The following is an 18,644-nucleotide window of genomic DNA, read 5'->3' on the forward strand; positions in this document are numbered from 1 at the left end:
ACACCTGCCGAATTCGCCGGCGCGATATGAATCACCGTGACCCCGTTACCTGCCTTGTCCAGAATTGGTTTTTTGCCAGCGGGCGCCGATGCGTCGACCTTGATCTGCGCATAGCTCGGAAGCGGTTGAAGGGTTTGGGCGGCCAGGGCCAGCATCACCGCGCGGGCGATCAAGGTCTGCTTGTTTTTCATGTCATCAATTCCAGAGCTGTTCGGTTGATGGATGGCTCAATAGCTTGCGAAAAGATTCAGGTACACCTGTGTGCCGCCTGCCTCGGCTGCACCGCCGTTGTAGAGCGGGCGGGCTAACACAATTTCTGCGTTGAGATGCTCGCGGGCAAAGCGCAGGCCCAGGGCGGCGCCGGCCATGCGGCGCTCGGGCGTATCTGCTTGGACGGACTTCAGTTCGCCGCCGAGGTCGAGCGCCACAAAGGGCTGCATCTGCGTCTGCAGGGCCAGTGCTCGCCAAGGCAACTGAAGCTCCTGCTGCACGCTCAAAACCGACCGACCCGCGATCAAGCCGGTGTCGCTGATGCCCCGCACGGTCCAGCGTCCGCCCAGCGTGGCAAGGTCGCTGGCATACGCCGGGTGTTCAACGTGGTGCACCTGCGCCCGTGCTTGATAGCCCCAGGCCGAAGCGCCCAACCAGGCTGGAGGGCGTAGCGGAGCAAGCAAAGACAGCTGCAGCCGGGAAACACGCGGCAACTCGGGCGGTGGGGTATCGAGGTCAGGATCTGGGCTTACACGCAGACCCTGTGCACACTCACCGCTGAATTCCAACTGGGCATCACCCCAACGGATCGACGTGTTGAAACCTGCCTCCATCGACTTGCTGCGGCGGCGCTGGAGCAGCAGTTCGGTGTCTTCAACAAAATTTCTGGCCCGCCGCGTGACAAGCCCCATCCAGATGTTCTGCCGCACATTGGCAGTTCGCCAAGCCGTCCATTGCCAGCGAAGTTGAACGCTGGCATCGAAGCCTTCTTCTGCAAAAACAGTGCTGGCGCCTTGGATTGACCTGCCATGCGTCGTCCGCGACACATTGGCCGAAAGCAAGTGCCGCCCCACCGGCAGGCTGTAGCTCAGCAACAGGCTTCGCTGCTGGGCATCGCCGCCAGGAGCGCGGCGTGTACGACTCAGGTTCAGACTGAGCTGATCAGCCCTACCAAGTGGATTGTCAAGGCTGCCATTCAGGCTGTACTGATAGCGACCAAACTCTTGCGCAGCCGCGTTGTCGATGCCAAGGTTGATGCCCCACTCGCGGCCACCGGCGAGTTGGATGGCAATCACGCTGGTATCCAGTTCCGGGCCGGGCTCGATCTGGAATTGCGCGGCTTGGCTACGCAACCTGCCCAGGTTCTCAAGGGTTTGCTCGATGTCTTGACGTCGCAGCAGGTCGCCACTGGCGAAGCCAAGCGCATTGGCTGGGACATATCCCGACTCACCTCCGTTCACCACCACGCGATAGCCCGCCACTCGACCCAGGTGCAGCTTTAGCTGCAGTCGGCCAGCGCTGAGGTTTTGTGGCGGCAGTTCGATTCGGCTGGTCAGGTAGCCGTTTTCATGCAAGCGGTCTTGCAGATTGGCGCGCAAGGCTTCCAGGCTTTGGACACCGAGGCAGCTCTTACGGAACTCGTCGAGATCGACCAGCAGCTCGGCAAAGCGCGGCAGCAGCGCTTGATCCAGGCCATCAGCGCCAAGAACGATCTCATCAATTCTGAAACAGGGGCTCTCGCCGGCAACTGGCGACCGCCATCGCGACGATGACAGCTGCCCAGGCGCGTACTCCTGCCTATGCAGTTCGTCTCGCTGCAGTTGCAGTCGTTCCCTCTCCAGCGCTTCCAGCGTATCGCGGCGCTCCTGTGCGGCGTGCGCAGGACCGGCCAGGCCCATGGCAAAAGCGACGCAAAGGCAAGCGCCAATGCATCGCAGCATCTGCACAAACAAGCCCTCCCGAAGACCGGCCGGGTCGTAGCGCCCCGCTCTTGGTCGAAGAGCGCACACTCTATCGACTAGCGATACGGCGGCACCGCGGAGAAACCCTCAGGCGTAGCGTCAGGGCGACGCAGCGACGGCCTGCAGTTGCTGGCGGCGCAGACTCTTTTCCAGCTTAGCAAGCCGCTGCACCTCGGCATAGAACTCCGACCAGCGCTGGCCACGGGCCGCGAACAGGCGCTCAAACTGCGGCGTCAAGCCGTTGTAGGTACCCAGCATGGCCAAGCTGGCGTTGTTGGCCTGGGCGAACCAGCGGTCATAGCCGGCATAGCTCTGCCATTCGCCTTGCTTCAGCTGCTGGTAATCGGCCTGCAGCTGCGCCATCAGCGCCTGTTTGGCCGCGCGCTTGGCCTCGTCAGGCTGGGTGCTCCGATAGAGCTCGTCCAGCTGCTGGCGGTAGCGCAGCGTCAGGGCCAGGAATTGCTCGCGGCGTTGGTCGCCTTGGCGGTAGCGCTGCCAGGCTGCCGCAGCGCCTTGCCCTTGGCTGGCAGCGAACCAGCGCTGCACGCCCAGCCGTTCAACCGCGGTGGCAAAGCTCTCGTTGAACTCGGTGTCGTCGGCCGCGTAGGCCACCTGATGAGCCAGCTCATGGAAGATCATCCGGGCCAGCTCACCTTCCGGGTAGGCGATGAAGGTGTTGAGCAGCGGGTCGCCGCCCAGCCAGGCGCTCCAGCCAAGCGTCGAATAGGCCGGCACCGGATAGACCTGCACCTCGGCGCCCTGCGCCGCCAGCGTCGCGGCAAAGGCCTCGGCCGCCTGGCGGTCGAAGTAGCCGCGGTAGCCAACGCAGCCCATCAGCGGGAAGCACCAGCTCTGCAGCTGCAGGCTCAGTTCCGGCGTGGCGGCCACGTTCCAGACGGCGGCCTCACGCTGCAAATCGGCATAGCGGCGGTAGCTGTTGTTGTCGGGCAGCGCGAGTTCGCGGCTGGCGAACTCGCGCAGGCGCTGGCTGAGCAGGAGCTGCTCGCGCAGGCGTGGCGTGAGCGTCGGGTCGGCCAGCCACTCGTCGACCGGTCGGGCCGCTCGGGTCAGCGCCAAGTGGCCGGAGGCTGACTGCGCCAGATAGCCCAGCTGCGCGCAGCCACTCAGGAGCAACGCCGCCGTGGCGAGCGCTAGCACCCCGAGGACGCGTCTCCCATTCACCCGGCCGCCACCTCGACCAGGCAGTCGTAGAAGCTCGGCGCCTGGCCCATATCGGTGAGGCGCTGGTGGGTGAGCTCGTTGACATTGCTGCCGTCCAGGCCCAGCTTGCGCCACCACACGCCCAGGCCGTTGACGACGCCGGGCCGGGCCCGCGCATTGATGCTGAGCTTGCAGCGGTAGCTGCCGCGGTCATTGAAGACGCGCACCACGCTGCCATCGGCCAGGCCGCGCGCCGCGGCGTCGTCGGCATGCATTTCCAGCAGCGGCTCGCCCTCGATATCGCGCAGACTCTTGACGTTGACGAAGCTGGAATTGAGGAAGTTGCGCGCCGGTGGCGAGATCATCGCCAGCGGGTAGCGCGCCGCAAGTTCGGGCGACGAGGCGCGACTCTCGTAATTGGGCACATAGTCGGCGCCGCCGGCCTGGGCGCGGCCGGAGGGCGTGGCAAAACCACCGTCGGCAAACGGCGCCTCAGGCACCGGCAGGCTTTGCCAGCCCTGGGCCCGCAGCGCCTCGAAATCGATGCTGGACTTGAAGGCCTGGCGGGCGAGCGCTTCGTCGCTTTCGACAAAGCAGGGCTCGGTATAGCCCATGGCGGCGGCCAGCTCGCGAAAGATCTGCGTGTTCGGCTTGGCCTCGCCCTGCGGCGCGATGGCCGCTTCGTTGATCAGCACATCGGTGTGGCCGTAGCTGGTGTGCACGTCGAGATGCTCCAGCTGGGTGGTTGCCGGCAGCACATAGTCGGCCAGATCGGCGGTATCGGTCATGAAGTGCTCAAGCACCACGGTGAACAGATCGGGCCGCGAGAAACCGGCCACCACCTTGGGCGACTCCGGCGCCACCGCGACCGGGTTGCTGTTGTAGACGATCACCGCCTCGACGCGCGGGCCAAAGTCGGCCGAGGCGGGGCGCAGCAGATCGTCGCCGATGGTGCTCATATTGATCGTCCGCGGCGCGCGGCCGGCCAACAGCTCGGGAAGCTCCAGCGCCTGCGGGTTCTTGTGTGGTGCGAACCAACCCGAGCTGGACAGCAGCAGGCCGCCAGCGCGATGGCGCCAGGCACCCGTCAGGCAGGGCAGCAGCGCGATCAGCCGCACCGCATTGCCACCACCGCGCACCCGCTGCATGCCGTAGTTCAGCCGGATGGCGGCCGGTGCTGTCTGCGCATAGTCGCGCGCCAGCTGGCGCAGCTCGTCAACCCCGATGCCACAGGCTGCGGCGGCGCGCTCCGGCGGCCAGCTCAGTGCCTTCTCGCGCAATTCGGCAAAGCCGTCGACATGGCGTTCGATGTAGTCGTGGTCGAGCCAGTCGTTGACGATCAACTCATGCATCAGGCCCAGCGCCAGCGCGCCATCGCTGCCGGGCAGCAGGGCGATGTGCTGATGGCATTTGTCGGCCGTCTCGGTCTTGCGCGGGTCGATGCAGATCAGCCGCGCGCCATTGCGCTTGGCCTGGTTGGCATAGGTCCAGAAATGCAGATTGGAGGCGATCGAGTTGCTGCCCCAGATCAGGATCAGCTTCGCTTCGGCGAAGAAGCGCAGATGCATGCCCAGCCGGTGGCCGTAGGTGGCGTTCAGCGCCTTCGCACCGGCCGAGGCACAGATGGTGCGATCCAGCCGCGAGGCGCCGAGCTTGTTGAAGAAGCGGGCCGCCATGCTTTCGCCCTGCAGCAGGCCCATGGTGCCGGCATAGCTGTAGGGCAGGATGGCCTCTGGATCGCGTGCCGCTATCGCCTTCAAGCGCGCGGCGATGTCGGCCAGTGCTTCGTTCCAGCTGACCGGCTCGAAACGCGGCGCCTCATGCTTGGCGCTGACCCGCTTCATCGGCCGCAACAGCCGCTCCGGGTGATAGGTGCGCTCCGCGTAGCGCGAGACCTTGGTGCACAGCGCACCGTGGGTCGAGGGATGGTCGGCCTGGCCCTGCACCTTGATGACGCGCTCGCCCTCGACGGTGATGCGCAGCGCGCAGGTGTCGGGGCAATCGTGAGGACAGGCACCTTTGACGATGCGCTGGCTGGGGCTGGATTCGGGGCTGGACATGAGGTTCACGGCGGTCACGACACGGAGGGCAAGGCCGGCAAGGGACGCCGGCAGCGTCAACTATTGCACAGACCGCGGCCGCGGCTGACAAACGGACACCAAGCCGACACGGTTTGCGGCGCAATGCGCCCGCTCCGCAGCTAGGCTGGCGCCCGCTTGAAAAATGACGCAGTCCCGTAGGAGAGAAGTTTGCAACGACGTCAATGTCTGACCGCCCTGGCCGCCGCGCTGGCCCTGCCGCCCCTGCCCGCCCTGACCCAGGATCGCCGCCGCATCGTGCTGGGCCAGTCCTGCCCCTTGAGCGGCCCGACCGCCCAGCTGGGCCTGCAGATGCAGGCCGGCGCCAGGCTGTTCTTTGATGCGCAGAATGCCGCCGGCGGCATCAATGGCCTGCCCGTCGAGTTGAAAACGCTGGACGATGGCTACGAGCCCGAGCGCTGCAAGGCCAATACCGAGCAGCTGATTGCCGAAGATGTGTTTGCGCTGTTCGGCTACGTCGGCACGCCCACCACGCTGGCCGCCTTGCCCCTGGTCAACCAGAAGCAAATCCCCCTGTTCGCCCCGCTGACCGGCGCCGAGGCGCTGCGCGACCCGGCCAGCCGCTGGGTCTTCCATCTGCGCGCCTCCTATTTCGACGAGACCGCGCTGATCGTCAAGCAGCTGACCCAGCTCGGCCTGAACAAGATCTCGGTCTTTCACCAGAACGACAGCTATGGCCGCGCCGGCCTGGACGGCGTGCTGCGCGCGCTCAAGTCGCTGAACCTCAACCCCACCGGCACCGCCACCGTCGAGCGCAACAGTGTCGATGTGGCCAAGGCGGTGGCCGATCTGGTGCCGGCCATGCCCGAGGCCATCGTCATGGTCAGTGCCTACAAGAGCTGCGCCGCCTTCATCCGCGCGGCCCGCAAGGCCGGCTTTGGCGGCGTGTTCTACACCGTTTCTTTCGTCGGCACCCAGGCCCTGCTCGATGAGCTGGGCAAGGACGCGCTGGGCGTCGTCGTCAGCCAGGTCGTGCCCTACCCCTTCGGTACCGCCAGCGGTGTGGCCGCCGAGTACCAGGCCGCTGCACGCAAGGCCTCGCAAACGCCCAACTACACGGCGATGGAAGCCTTTCTGGCCGCCAAGGTGTTCAGCGAAGGCCTGCGCCGCATGGGCCGGCCCAGCCGCGAAGGCCTGATCGCCGCGCTGGAGAGCCTCAGCGGCTACAACCCGGGCGGCTTCAACATCAAGTTCGGCCCCGGCAAGCATGTGGCCTCGAACTTCGTCGAGCTGTCGATGCTGACCGGCGACGGCAAGGTCAGGCATTGAGCACACTGAGCCCCGCTAAACTCGGCTTATCGGGCGCGTGAGCCTTCGGCGGCCTCACGCGCCTTTTGCCTTTCGCAGGAGCGTTCGAGATGAAGCTGATCGACACCATACTGGCCGATGCGCCCGAAATCACCCGGCTGCGACGGGACATCCACGCCCACCCGGAGCTGTGCTTCCAGGAGCAGCGCACCTCGGACCTGATCGCCGAGGCGCTGACCAGCTGGGGCATCCCGGTGCATCGCGGCCTGGGCACGACCGGCGTGGTGGGTATCGTCAGGAACGGCAGCAGCTCGCGTGCCGTCGGCCTGCGGGCCGATATCGATGCGCTGCCCATCCACGAGCACAACCAGTTTCCGCACGCCAGCACCCACCCCGGCAAGATGCACGCCTGCGGCCATGACGGCCACACCGCCATGCTGCTGGCAGCGGCCAAGCACCTGGCACGCCATCGCAACTTCGATGGCACGGTCTACCTGGTGTTCCAGCCGGCCGAAGAGGGCGGCGGCGGCGCGCGCGAGATGATCAAGGACGGCCTGTTCGAGCAGTTCCCGATGGAGGCCATGTTCGGCGCCCACAACTGGCCGGGCCTCAAGGCCGGACAGTTCGCACTGAAGACCGGTCCGGTGTTCGCCTCCAGCAATGAGTTCAAGATCCGCTTCAAGGGCAAGGGCGCCCATGCCGCCATGCCCAATCTGGGCATCGACCCGGTGCCGGCGGCCTGCCAGCTGGTGCAGTCCTTCCAGACCATCATCAGCCGCAACAAGCGACCGATCGACACCGGCGTGATCTCGGTGACCATCATCAATGCTGGCGAGGCCACCAATGTGATCCCCGAAAGCTGCGAGATCCAGGGCACGGTGCGCACCTTCACGCTGGAGGTGCTGGACCTGATCGAGCGGCGCATGCGCCAGCTCACCGAAGCCACGGCGCAGGGCTTCGAGCTGGAATGCCAGTTTGAGTTCCGCCGCAACTACCCGCCAACGATCAACCACCCAAAGGAAACCGAGTTCCTGCGCGGTCTGCTCGGCGAGATGGTCGGCAGCGAGAACGTGCAGGAGTTCGAGCCGACCATGGGCGCTGAGGATTTCAGTTACTACCTGCAGAAGATTCCGGGCTGCTATTTCGTCATCGGCAATGGCGAGGGCGAGCACCGCCACGGCGGCCATGGCCTGGGCCCCTGCACGCTGCACAACCCCAGCTACGACTTCAACGACGATCTGATCCCGCTCGGTGGTTCGATGTGGGTGCGGCTGGCCGAGGCCTGGCTGAACCAGCCACGGCCCTGAACGAAAGACCATCAATGAAGCCCGCGGCGCATTTCTCGCAGCGCTATGCCGAGGCTCGGCAGCGCTGGCTGGCCATCGTCGAGCAGCTCGGGCTGGACGCCGAGCCGCACTGGCACCCGCTGCTCGGCCGTGACGGCGAACGGCTGGCGCTGGACGTGCTGCGCCAGGGCAAGCCGCAGGCCGACAAGCTGCTGATCATCAGCAGCGGCTGCCATGGTGTCGAGGGCTTTTGCGGCTCGGCCATCCAGCACGCGCTGCTCTGCGATGCCGACTGGAATGCTGCGGTGCGGGAGGCGCAGCAGCAAGGCGTCGCCGTGCTGACACTGCACGCGCTCAACCCGCATGGTTTCTCCTGGTGGCGCCGCGTCACCCAGGAAGGCGTGGACCTGAACCGCAATTTCGTCGACTTCCACGCGCCGCTGCCGGCCAATCCCGGCTACGAGGCACTGGCTGGCGCCCTCGTGCCCGCGCACTGGCCACCCAGCGACGCCGACCAGGCCCAGCTGCGCGCCTATGCCCAGGCCCATGGCGAGGCCGCCCTGCAAGCCGCCATCACCGGCGGCCAGTACAGCCATGAGCTGGGCCTGTTCTACGGCGGCCATGCGCCGACCTGGAGCCAGCAGACGCTGCGCCAGCTGCTGCGCGAGCACGGCCACGCCGCCCGCCAGATCGCCTGGCTGGATCTGCACACCGGCCTGGGCCCCAGCGGTGTGGGCGAGCGCATTTTTACCGGCCGCAACGAGGCGGCGGCGATCACCAGGGCACGCGCCTGGTGGGGCGAGGGCCTGACCACCTTGTTCGATGGCAGCTCGAGCTCGGCGCCGCTGCAGGGCCTGATGTGGCATGCCGTCTACCAGGAATGCCCGCGGGCCGACTACACCGGCATCGCGCTGGAATTCGGCACCGTGCCGCTGGCCGAGATGATTGACGCACTGCGCGCCGACCATTGGCTGGAAGCCCACCCCGAGGCGCCGCCCGCGCTGGCCGCCGCGATCAAGCGGCAGATCCGCGACGCCTTCTATACCGACACCGACACCTGGAAGACCCAGATCCTGCAGCAGGGCAAGGCCGCCGCGCTGCAGGGCCTGCGCGGTTTGCAGGCCGAAGCCCTATGACCATGAACGACAGCACCTCCGCACTCCCCGGCCCACTCAGCGAGGCCCAGATCCAGACCATCACCGAGGAGACCCGCTTCTGGGTCGACAAGGCCGTGGTCGGCCTCAACCTCTGCCCTTTTGCCAAGAGCGTGCAGGTCAACAAGCGGATGCGCTATGTCGTCAGCCCGGCCAGCACGCCCGAAGCGCTGCTCAAGGAGCTGGCCCGCGAGCTGCTGGCGCTGCGCCGCGCCGATCCCGATGAGATCGAGACCACGCTCCTGATCCACCCGCTGGTGCTGCAGGACTTCCTCGATTTCAATGATTTCCTCGGCGCTGCCGATGCGCTGGTCGAAGACCTGGAACTGGGCGGCGAGCTGCAGGTGGCCAGCTTTCACCCGCGCTACCAGTTCGAAGGCACCGAGATCGACGACATCAGCAACTACAGCAACCGCTCGCCCTACCCGACGCTGCACCTGCTGCGCGAGTCCAGCATCGAGCGCGCCGTCGAGAGCATGAGCGATACCGATGCGATCTACGAGGCCAATATCGAGACGCTGGACAAGCTCGGCATCGAAGGCTGGAAGGCGCTGGGTCTGAAGCCCTGAAGACAGGCGGCGCTTTTCGCGTTGATTCGTGATCCGTCAAAACAAACCACGGAGACACGGAGACACAGAGGAAACACGAGCACCAGCTTCTGCACGAGCTGAATTCCTCTGTGTCTCAGTGGCTCTGTGGCCTGCGTTCGACTTGATTTCGACGCATCAGCATTGGCGCATAAAGATCGGCACGGAAATATGCCTGGGCCAGCATGTCCGGATTTGATCGAAAGCGGTCCGGCCGTAGCGCGACGCCGAGGCACCCAAGCGAGAAGATGAAGGCCTCAACACCAGGAGCCTTCCTCATGAAAACCGCACTGATCGTCATCGACGTCCAAGAGTCCTTCCGCCAACGCCCCTACTGGAACGAAGCCGACTACCCGGCCTATATCGAACGCAACAATGCGCTGATCGCCGGGGCCGAGCAGCTGGGTCTGCCCATCGTGCGCATCTTCCACAACGATGGCCCGGAAACTGCCGACAACCCCTTCGCGCTGGCCTCCGGCCATGTCCGCCAGCTGGCCGAGTTGCGCGCCTACACGCCGGCCGCCGAGTTCATCAAGCACCGCCACAGCGCGCTCTCTGGCACCGGGCTGTCGATCTGGCTGCATCAGCAGGGCATTCAGCGCCTGATCATCAGCGGCATCCGCACCGAGCAATGCTGCGAGACGACCACCCGCCACGCCAGCGATGAGGGCTGGACGGTCGACTATGTGACCGAGGCCACGCTGACCTTCGCGATGACGCACAAGAGCGGCGCCGTGCTGAGCCCGGCCGACATCAAGCTGCGCACCGAAACCATGCTGCAGGATCGCTTTGCCGACATCGTCAGCGTCGAGCAGGCGCTGCAGCGGGCCCGCCGGGCGCTGGATCAGGTCTGAAGCACCGCCAGGCCGGCAAGGCATACTGCAGCGATGTCTCAAATTGATGTGCTGATGCTGGTCGAGCCAGGCTCGCTGCTGCTTGACCTGGCCGGGCCGGCCGAGGCCTTTCGGCTCGCCAACCAAGCGCTGCAGCGGCGCGGCGAGCCGCCGGCCTTCCGGCTGCGCTTCATCGCGGCCCAGCCAGAGGCCGAGTCCTCGGTTGGCCTGCAACTGGCGGGGCTGGAGCCACTGCCCGACACGCTGCCTGCCAGCGCCTGGCTGATGCTGGTGGGCTGCCGGCACCGTCGCGCCGATGAGCCCGAGCCCGACTCGGCCCAGATCGCCGCGGCCCTGCGCACCGAGCGCTGGCTGGCTGCGCAGGGTCAGGTCTTGCTGGCCAGCGGCGGTCGGCTGCTGTCGATCTGCTCCGGCGCCCTGCTGGCCGCCCGCGCCGGGCTGATGCGGGGCCGCCGCTGCACCACCCACCACGAGCTGCTCGACGAGCTGCGCCACGCGGCACCGGAGACCGAGGTGGTCGACAACCGCGTTTTCGTCGTCGACGGCCCCGTGGCCAGCAGCGCCGGCATCACCGCCGGCATCGATCTCTGCCTGCACCTGATCGCCCAGCATTGCGGTGATGCCATCGGCGCGGCGGTGGCGCAGACCATGGTCGTCTACCTGCGCCGCAGCCCGCAGGACCCGGAACTGTCGCCGATGCTGGCACACCGCAACCATCTGCACCCCGCCCTGCACCGCGCCCAGGACGCCATCTGCGCCGACCCACGCGCCGAGTGGAGCCTGGACCGACTGGCCGCGCTGGCCCATGTGACACCGCGCCACCTGAGCCGGCTCTTTGCCAGCCACGCCGGCACCACCGCCTTGCACTATCTGCAGGCCATCCGGCTGGAGCGCGCCCGCAAGGTGCTGGCCACCGGCGCCACGCTCGGCCAGGCCGCCGAGCTGGCTGGCTTCAGCTCGGAACAGCAGCTGCGCCGTGCCCGGCGGGCCAGCCAAGCCTCGTAGCACAAAGTGGCGCCGGCCGTCCGAGTCGGGGTGCAAGCGCGTTTCACCGACATCTGTTAACTTCCGGCCCCAAACATGAATTGAGGAGACCCCTGTGAGCCATTTGCTGGAGCGGCTGAGCGCGCTGGACGGCGCACGCCTGCAGGCGATGCGCCGCGGTGTCGAGAAGGAAAGCCTGCGTGCGCTGGCCGATGGCTCGCTGGCCCTGACGCCGCATCCGAGCGCTCTGGGCTCGGCCCTGACTCACCCCTGGGTGACCACCGATTTCAGCGAATCGCAGCTGGAACTGATCACCGGCGTGCATCCCAGTGCCGAGGCCTGCGAGCTGGAACTGCATGAGATCCATCGCGCCGTGGCCCAGGCGCTGGCGCAGGCCCAGGGCAGCGGCGAGATGATGTGGGCCTCCAGCATGCCCTGCGTGCTGCCCACCGACGAGACGATCCCGCTGGGCCGCTACGGCAGCTCCAATATCGGCCGTGCCAAGAGCGTCTACCGCATGGGCCTGGGCCATCGCTATGGCCGGCGCATGCAGACCATCTCGGGCATTCACTACAACTGGTCGATGCCGGGCATCAGCAGCGACGAGTATTTCGGCCTGATCCGCAATTTCCGCCGCCATTCCTTTTTGCTGCTGGTGCTGTTTGGCGCCTCGCCGGCGCTGTGCTCCAGCTTCGTCGAGGGTCGCGAGCACCAGCTGCAAAGCCTGCAGCACAAGCTGAAGACCCAGCCCTGCGGCAGCCTCTATATGCCGCACGGCACCTCGCTGCGCATGGGCCGGCTCGGCTACCAGAGCGACGCCCAGTCCTCGCTGGCGGTCAGCTACAACCATCTGGCTGGCTATGCCGCCTCGCTGCAGGAGGCGCTCACCCGCCCCTACCCGGCTTACGAGGCGATCGGCATTCGCAATCCGGGCGGCGAGTACAACCAGCTCTCGACCACGCTGCTGCAGATCGAGAACGAGTTCTACGGCACCATTCGGCCCAAGCGCGTGATCAAGAGCGGCGAACGCCCGCTGCATGCGCTGCGCGAGCGTGGCGTCGAGTATGTCGAGGTGCGCTGCATGGACCTGGACCCCTTCGAGCCACTGGGCATCTCGGCGCGGACCATGCGCTTCCTGGATATCTTCCTGCTGCATTGCCTGCTGTCCGACAGCCCCGCCGACACCCCGGCAGAGATCGCGGCCCTGGCGCGCAACCAGCATCTGACGGCCGCACGCGGCCGCGAGCCGGGCCTGCAACTGGAGCGCGGCGACGCGACGGTGCCGCTGATGGACTGGGGTCAGGCCTTGCTGGCCGAATTCACGCCGATTGCCGAGCGCATCGACGCTGCACTCGGCGGCAGCCTCTACCGCGAGGCGCTTGAGCAGGCGCGCGCCAGCCTGGCTGCCCCGGACACCCTGCCCTCGGCCCGGGTGCTGGCGGCCATGCACGCCGCGCACGGCGATTCGCACATCGGCTTCGTGCTGCAGCGCTCTCGCGACACGCAGGCGGCATTGCTCGCCGCACCGCCAGACAGCGCGCTGCGTGAGCGTTTCGCCAATGCGGCGAGCGAATCACTGGCCGAGCAGGCACGAATCGAAGCGGCCGACACCCTGCCGTTCGAGGCCTTCAGGCAGCACTATCTGTCGCCAGCACAGCTTGGCGTCTGACGGAGTGCCAGGACGGCGTCCAAAAAGCTGGTGCTGTCATCCGCGGCAGCATTGTTGTCAGGGAGAATCCGCGCCTGCCCGAATGCCGATGCGAGATCCGCCCGATGACTGCTGCTGCGCCCCGCCCCGCCCCACCCACCAGCTACGGTGCCGATGAGCAGGGCCTGATCTGCGGCTATCGTTTCATCGACGGTGCCGCCGGTGTCGAGATCGACTGCGCCGCCTCACTGGACAGCCTGGCCAGTGCATCAGGGGGCAATGGCTTTGTCTGGCTGCACTTCAACCTCGCCCATGCCGGCGCACTGAGCTGGCTGCACCGCCACAGCGAACTCAGCGAAGACTTCTACCAGGCCTTGCGCGAGGGCTCGCGCTCGACGCGAATCAGCCGCGATGGCGCGGCGGCACTGCAGGCGGTGATCAACGACGTCACCTTCGACTTCAGCTTCGACCCGGAAGACGTGGCCACACTGTGGCTGCATCTGAGCGAACGGCTGGTCATCAGCGCCCGCCACCATCCGCTGCGCTCGGTCGACCGGCTGCGTGCGGCGGTCAAGCGCGGCGACGCGCTGCCTACGCCGGTGGCCCTGCTCGAACACCTGCTGAGTGACCAGGCCGATGAGCTGCAGCACATCGTGCGCAGTGCCAGCGACCGCATCGACGACATCGAGGACGAGATCCTGGCTCGCCGCCAGGCCAGCCACAGTGCCGAGCTGGCGCGGCTGCGCCGGCTGTCGGTGCGCCTGCAGCGGCTGCTGGCACCGGAGCCGGGCGCGCTGCTGCGCGTGATGGCCAACCCGCCTGGCTGGGTCGGCGCCGAGGACAAGGAGCGGTTGCGCCGTGTCAACGAGGAGTTCGCCGTCGTGCTGCGCGATATCGCCTCGCTGCAGGAGCGCATCAAGCTTTTGCAGGAAGAGGCCTCCGCCCAGGTGGCCGAACAGAACAACCGCAGCCTCTTCATCCTGACCATGGTCACCGTGATGGCGCTGCCCATCAATCTGGTGGCTGGCCTGCTGGGCATGAACGTCGGCGGCATTCCGCTGAACGAGCATCCACATGGCTTCTGGCTGGTGCTGCTGCTGATCCTGGGCTTCACCGGACTGCTGGCCTGGCTGGCGATGCGCCGGCTGGCGCCGCGCCGCGCCTGAGGTGCTCCCCGGTGGTCATCGCCGGGCGCAGGCAGCGCTGAGCGCCACCTCGGCACATCAGCTTTTTGCCTGTTGCGGCTCTTGAAACGTCATCTTCCATCCCTATAATGCCTTCTGTTAGCACTCACACCAACCGAGTGCTAACAGCCCGCCACAGCCCCTGGCCGGCGGGCTCAAGCATGTGAAAAGGTGTTGCTCACCTTGACGCAGCACCGATGAATGGCTCAACACCAAGACTCTTTAGGAGATGTGATGAAACTGCGTCCTCTGCACGATCGCGTGATCGTTAAGCGCCTGGAACAAGAAACCAAGACCGCTTCGGGCATCGTCATCCCCGACGCCGCCGCCGAAAAGCCTGATCAGGGCGAAGTGCTGGCCGTGGGTCCTGGCAAGCGCAATGACAAGGGCGACTTCATTGCCCTGAACGTGGCCGTGGGCGACCGCGTGCTGTTCGGCAAGTACTCGGGCCAGACCGTCAAGGTTGATGGTGATGAATTGCTCGTGATGCGCGAAGAAGACCTCTTCGCCGTGGTCGCGAAGTAAAGCTACTGCGCGGCACGCTGGCTGCGTTGGGCGGTGCTCGGGATCCTCACGACCGCGATGGTCGTTCCGGTCCCTGCGCTCCGGCCGCCTTGCCAGCGCACCGCTCGCTACGCTTTCCTTCGCAACCACTGAGCGTTGCAGGTACAGCGTGGCAAGCCCATATCTACTGAATTTGGAGAATTGAACATGGCAGCAAAAGACGTGATCTTCGGTGGCGAAGCCCGTGCTCGCATGGTTGAAGGCGTGAACATCCTGGCCAATGCGGTCAAGGTGACCCTGGGCCCCAAGGGCCGCAATGTGGTGCTCGAGCGCTCTTTCGGCGCCCCCACCGTGACCAAGGACGGTGTGTCCGTGGCCAAGGAAATCGAGCTGAAGGACAAGCTGCAGAACATGGGCGCGCAGATGGTCAAGGAAGTGGCTTCCAAGACCAGCGACAACGCCGGTGACGGCACCACCACCGCCACCGTGCTGGCCCAGGCCATCGTGCGCGAAGGCATGAAGTACGTGGCCGCCGGCATGAACCCGATGGACCTGAAGCGCGGCATCGACAAGGCTGTGCAAGCCCTGGTCGCCGAGCTGAAGAAGGCCTCCAAGGCCACCACCACCTCGAAGGAAATCGCTCAAGTCGGCACCATCTCGGCCAATAGCGATGCCGACGTCGGCCAGATCATCGCCTCGGCGATGGACAAGGTGGGCAAGGAAGGCGTGATCACCGTTGAAGACGGCAAGAGCCTGAACAACGAGCTGGACGTTGTCGAAGGCATGCAGTTCGACCGCGGCTATCTGTCGCCCTACTTCATCAACAACCCCGAGAAGCAAGCCGCGCTGCTGGACAACCCGTTTGTCCTGCTGTTCGACAAGAAGATCTCGAACATCCGCGACCTGCTGCCCACGCTGGAGCAAGTGGCCAAGGCTGGCCGTCCGCTGCTGATCATCGCTGAAGAAGTCGAAGGCGAAGCACTGGCGACCCTGGTGGTCAACACCATCCGCGGCATCCTGAAGGTCGTCGCCGTCAAGGCCCCTGGCTTCGGCGACCGCCGCAAGGCCATGCTGGAAGACATCGCCATCCTGACCGGCGGCAAGGTCATCGCCGAAGAAGTCGGCCTGACCCTGGAGAAGGTCACGCTGGCCGATCTGGGCCAGGCCAAGCGCGTCGAAGTGGGCAAGGAAAACACCACCATCATCGATGGCGCCGGTGCTGCTGCCGACATCGAAGCCCGCGTCAAGCAAGTGCGCATTCAGATCGAAGAAGCGACCAGCGACTACGACCGTGAGAAGCTGCAAGAGCGCGTGGCCAAGCTGGCCGGCGGTGTTGCCGTGATCAAGGTCGGCGCTGCCACCGAAGTCGAAATGAAGGAAAAGAAGGCACGCGTGGAAGACGCGCTGCACGCCACCCGCGCTGCCGTTGAAGAAGGCATCGTGGCTGGTGGTGGCGTGGCCCTGCTGCGCGCCAAGCAAGCTGCTGGCGAGATCAAGGGCGACAACGCCGATCAAGACGCCGGCATCAAGCTGGTGCTGAAGGCCATCGAAGCCCCGCTGCGCGAGATCGTTTACAACGCCGGTGGCGAAGCCTCCGTCGTCGTCAACGCGGTGCTGGCCGGTTCGGGCAACTACGGCTTCAATGCGGCCAACGACACCTACGGCGACATGATCGAAATGGGCATCCTGGACCCGACCAAGGTGACCCGCACCGCGCTGCAAAACGCTGCTTCGGTCGCTTCGCTGATGCTGACGACCGAGTGCATGGTCGCCGAAACGCCGAAGGAAGAAGCTGCCGGCGGCGGCATGCCTGGCGGCATGGGCGGCATGGGCGGCATGGGCATGGACATGTAATGTCAGCCTGAGCTCAGGGGCCTCAAGCCCCGCTCAAGTCAAAAAGGGCCGCTGCAAAGCGGCCCTTTTTGCTTTCTGCAGCTGATGGTTGTCGATTGATAATGCAGCCACCAGACCCAACTATCGCCCATGACGCATACCCCGACGCTGCACTCGCTGGTCGACGAAACCATTGCCTACGTGCCCACGCTGAGCCTGGCAGTGATGAACGAGACCCAGGAGTTGCTCAAGTCCCGGCCACAGCACCATCTGCTGTACGCGGCCTGGTCCAAGCTTCGGGGCCGCTTTGCGCAGGATTTCGAAAACTCACTGCTGCCGCTGCTGCAGGCGGCGCGGCGCGGCGTTGATCCGCTGCAACGCAGCGCGCCCTTGAGCCTGGACAGTTTGAGCCTGGTCGACGAGCACCAGGCGCTGCAGGATGTGGCTGTGGCTCATGTGGTGACCGTGGTCGAAGACCTGAGCAAGTCCGAGCTGCATCAGCTCGGCAACTTCTTCGCCGCCCTGCGAGGCATTGCGCGCCCGCTGAAGAACGACAACCCGCTGCGCGCGGCGCTGTTTGCCCAGGCCCTGAACCGTGCAGCCCAGGCAGTCGATCTGGACGCCGAAGGCCGCTACGCGCTGGTGCGGGTGGCCGCGCAACCACTGGCCGCCGGGCTGCAGCTGCTGTACCGCAGCCTGTGCCAGCATCTGCATGAAGCCCAACTGGCACCGTTGGTGGCCGCCCATGCCAGCGCGGCCAGCGCAAGTGCTGCGGCCAATCTGCACATGCGCCAGTTCAGCAGCTTGAATGCGCCAAACACTTTGGACCGACTGGCCCAGCGCGTTGACGAATTCAATTCGCGGCCGCAGCGGCTCAGCCAGCCCTCGGCACAGATCCTCGGGCCGGCGGTCAACAGCGGCAGCGGCGCCGATCTGCTGTCGCGCCTCTATGACCAGATCCTGGCCGACCCACGGCTGCCGGCGCCGGTACGGCCAATGCTGGCCCGCCTGCAGGTGGCCGTGGCGCGACTGGCGCGCACCGATCTGAGCCTCTTGCGCCGCCAGGATCATCCGACCTGGACACTGCTGAACCGCGTCGCCGCGCACAGCATGGCTTTTGAGCGCGGCGATGACGAGCGGCTGTCCGAGTTTCTGAACTATGTGGCGGAGCAGGTTCAGCGCCTGGTCGAGGCGCCGCTGCTCGGTGCGCACCAGTTCCAGCAGGTGCTCAGTGATGTCGAGGAATTCATCCGCCAACAAGCGGCGCGGCGCAGCCAACGCAGCGCCACCGCGCTGGCTGCACTGGAACGCGAACAGCAGCGCAGCCACTGGCAGCAACTGATCCGCGAGCAGATCAAGGCCCAGCTGCTGGATGCCGCGATCAGCCCGCTGCTGCGCGACTTCCTGAAGAACAGCTGGACCGAGGTGATCGTCCAGGCCATGGTGCTGCAGGGCCGCGATTCGGCCGAGGCCCATGCCCACATCGACCTGGTCGATGAACTGTTGTCCAGCCTGCAAGTGCCTGGCAGCGAAGCGGCCCGCGTGCAGCTGCGCAGCAAGCTGCCCGGCTTGATTGCCAGGCTGGAGCAAGGCATCGATTCGATCGCCCTGCCCGCGACCAAGCGTCAGCAGCTGCTCAACGATTTGATGCAACAGCACGGCCGGGTCTTGCGCGGCCAGCCCGCGGCGGCCCAGCCGGCGCCTGCCCCGGCCCCGCGCCGCGAGCTCAGCCCGGAAGAGCTGCTGCAGCAGCTGCTCAGCGATCGCGAATCACAGGCGCCCTCGCACTGGGCTCGCAACGAGGTCGATCGCGGCCAGCTGCCCACGGTGCCGGTGCAGCTGTACTCGGAGTCCAGCTCGCCCGATGCCCGCGCCGCGGTCGAGGCCTGGATGGACCAGCTGCAACTGGGCCAGTGGTACCACCTGTTCGTGCAGAGCCAGTGGCTCACGGCCCAGATCGCCTGGATCAGCGAAAGCCGGCAATTCTTCCTCTTCGTCGGCCAGGATGCCGACGAACGCCACTCGCTGACGCGCGGGGCCCTGGAGCAGTTGCTTGCCAATGGCCTGATCACTGCGCTGGATGAGCAGAGCCTGGTCGAACGTGCCGTCGACACGCTGATGCAAAACCTCGACGACAAGCTTTGAGCCGC

General features: G+C 66.0%; 14 protein-coding genes and 1 pseudogene (1 of these 15 only partly in view). 11 read left to right on the plus strand and 4 right to left on the minus strand.

Going from position 1 to position 18,644, the window contains the following annotated elements:
- From RQP53_RS24695 to RQP53_RS14960, 4 genes and pseudogenes are all read right to left on the minus strand, one after another.
- Window positions 1-191, minus strand: a pseudogene (locus RQP53_RS24695) (filamentous hemagglutinin N-terminal domain-containing protein) (its annotated part extends 1,036 nt beyond the left edge of the window); the annotation flags it as partial.
- Between the two features lie 36 nt (window positions 192-227).
- Complete coding sequence (locus RQP53_RS14950; protein WP_315651731.1) at window positions 228-1,931, minus strand: ShlB/FhaC/HecB family hemolysin secretion/activation protein; 1,704 nt, start codon at window positions 1,929-1,931, stop codon at window positions 228-230.
- Between the two features lie 120 nt (window positions 1,932-2,051).
- A complete protein-coding gene (locus tag RQP53_RS14955; protein ID WP_315651262.1) occupies window positions 2,052-3,110 on the minus strand; it encodes an aminopeptidase in 1,059 nt (352 codons plus the stop codon).
- A 20-nt stretch (window positions 3,111-3,130) separates the two neighbouring features.
- Complete coding sequence (locus RQP53_RS14960) at window positions 3,131-5,173, minus strand: molybdopterin-containing oxidoreductase family protein (RefSeq protein WP_315651264.1); 2,043 nt, start codon at window positions 5,171-5,173, stop codon at window positions 3,131-3,133.
- 189 nt (window positions 5,174-5,362) lie between these two features.
- On the opposite strand from RQP53_RS14960, the gene RQP53_RS14965 reads away from it, so the two are divergent.
- The 11 genes from RQP53_RS14965 to RQP53_RS15015 all read left to right on the plus strand — a co-directional run bounded on the left by RQP53_RS14965 (window position 5,363) and on the right by RQP53_RS15015 (window position 18,639).
- Window positions 5,363-6,481: an ABC transporter substrate-binding protein gene (locus RQP53_RS14965; RefSeq protein ID WP_434064098.1), complete on the plus strand. Its 1,119-nt coding sequence runs from the start codon at window positions 5,363-5,365 to the stop codon at window positions 6,479-6,481.
- Between the two features lie 89 nt (window positions 6,482-6,570).
- Window positions 6,571-7,767, plus strand: coding sequence for a M20 aminoacylase family protein (locus RQP53_RS14970; protein WP_315651266.1), 1,197 nt, complete (start codon window positions 6,571-6,573; stop codon window positions 7,765-7,767).
- 14 nt (window positions 7,768-7,781) lie between these two features.
- Window positions 7,782-8,882: a M14 family metallopeptidase gene (locus RQP53_RS14975; protein ID WP_315651268.1), complete on the plus strand. Its 1,101-nt coding sequence runs from the start codon at window positions 7,782-7,784 to the stop codon at window positions 8,880-8,882.
- 2 nt (window positions 8,883-8,884) lie between these two features.
- Window positions 8,885-9,469, plus strand: a complete 585-nt coding sequence (locus RQP53_RS14980) for a DUF1415 domain-containing protein (protein WP_315651271.1) — start codon at window positions 8,885-8,887, stop codon at window positions 9,467-9,469.
- Between the two features lie 296 nt (window positions 9,470-9,765).
- A complete protein-coding gene (locus RQP53_RS14985; protein ID WP_315651273.1) occupies window positions 9,766-10,341 on the plus strand; it encodes a cysteine hydrolase family protein in 576 nt (191 codons plus the stop codon).
- A gap of 33 nt (window positions 10,342-10,374) precedes the next feature.
- Window positions 10,375-11,346: a GlxA family transcriptional regulator gene (locus RQP53_RS14990; RefSeq protein ID WP_315651275.1), complete on the plus strand. Its 972-nt coding sequence runs from the start codon at window positions 10,375-10,377 to the stop codon at window positions 11,344-11,346.
- A 148-nt stretch (window positions 11,347-11,494) separates the two neighbouring features.
- Window positions 11,495-12,994 carry a glutamate--cysteine ligase gene (gshA, locus tag RQP53_RS14995; protein ID WP_434064105.1) on the plus strand — a complete coding sequence of 500 codons (1,500 nt, stop codon included), beginning with the start codon at window positions 11,495-11,497 and terminating at the stop codon, window positions 12,992-12,994.
- Between the two features lie 104 nt (window positions 12,995-13,098).
- Window positions 13,099-14,139, plus strand: coding sequence for a transporter (locus tag RQP53_RS15000; RefSeq protein WP_315651278.1), 1,041 nt, complete (start codon window positions 13,099-13,101; stop codon window positions 14,137-14,139).
- Window positions 14,140-14,391: 252 nt separating this feature from the next.
- Entirely contained in the window at window positions 14,392-14,682 is a 291-nt protein-coding gene (locus RQP53_RS15005) for a co-chaperone GroES (RefSeq protein WP_315651280.1), read from the plus strand.
- A 186-nt stretch (window positions 14,683-14,868) separates the two neighbouring features.
- Window positions 14,869-16,515 (plus strand): chaperonin GroEL, encoded by a 1,647-nt coding sequence (gene groL / locus RQP53_RS15010; protein ID WP_315651282.1) that lies wholly within the window; start codon window positions 14,869-14,871, stop codon window positions 16,513-16,515.
- A 129-nt stretch (window positions 16,516-16,644) separates the two neighbouring features.
- Window positions 16,645-18,639, plus strand: coding sequence for a DUF1631 family protein (locus RQP53_RS15015; RefSeq protein WP_315651284.1), 1,995 nt, complete (start codon window positions 16,645-16,647; stop codon window positions 18,637-18,639).
- The last annotated feature ends 5 nt before the right edge of the window (window positions 18,640-18,644 follow it).

Source organism: Roseateles aquae (assembly GCF_032337115.1).
Lineage (GTDB): Bacteria > Pseudomonadota > Gammaproteobacteria > Burkholderiales > Burkholderiaceae_C > Roseateles_C > Roseateles_C aquae.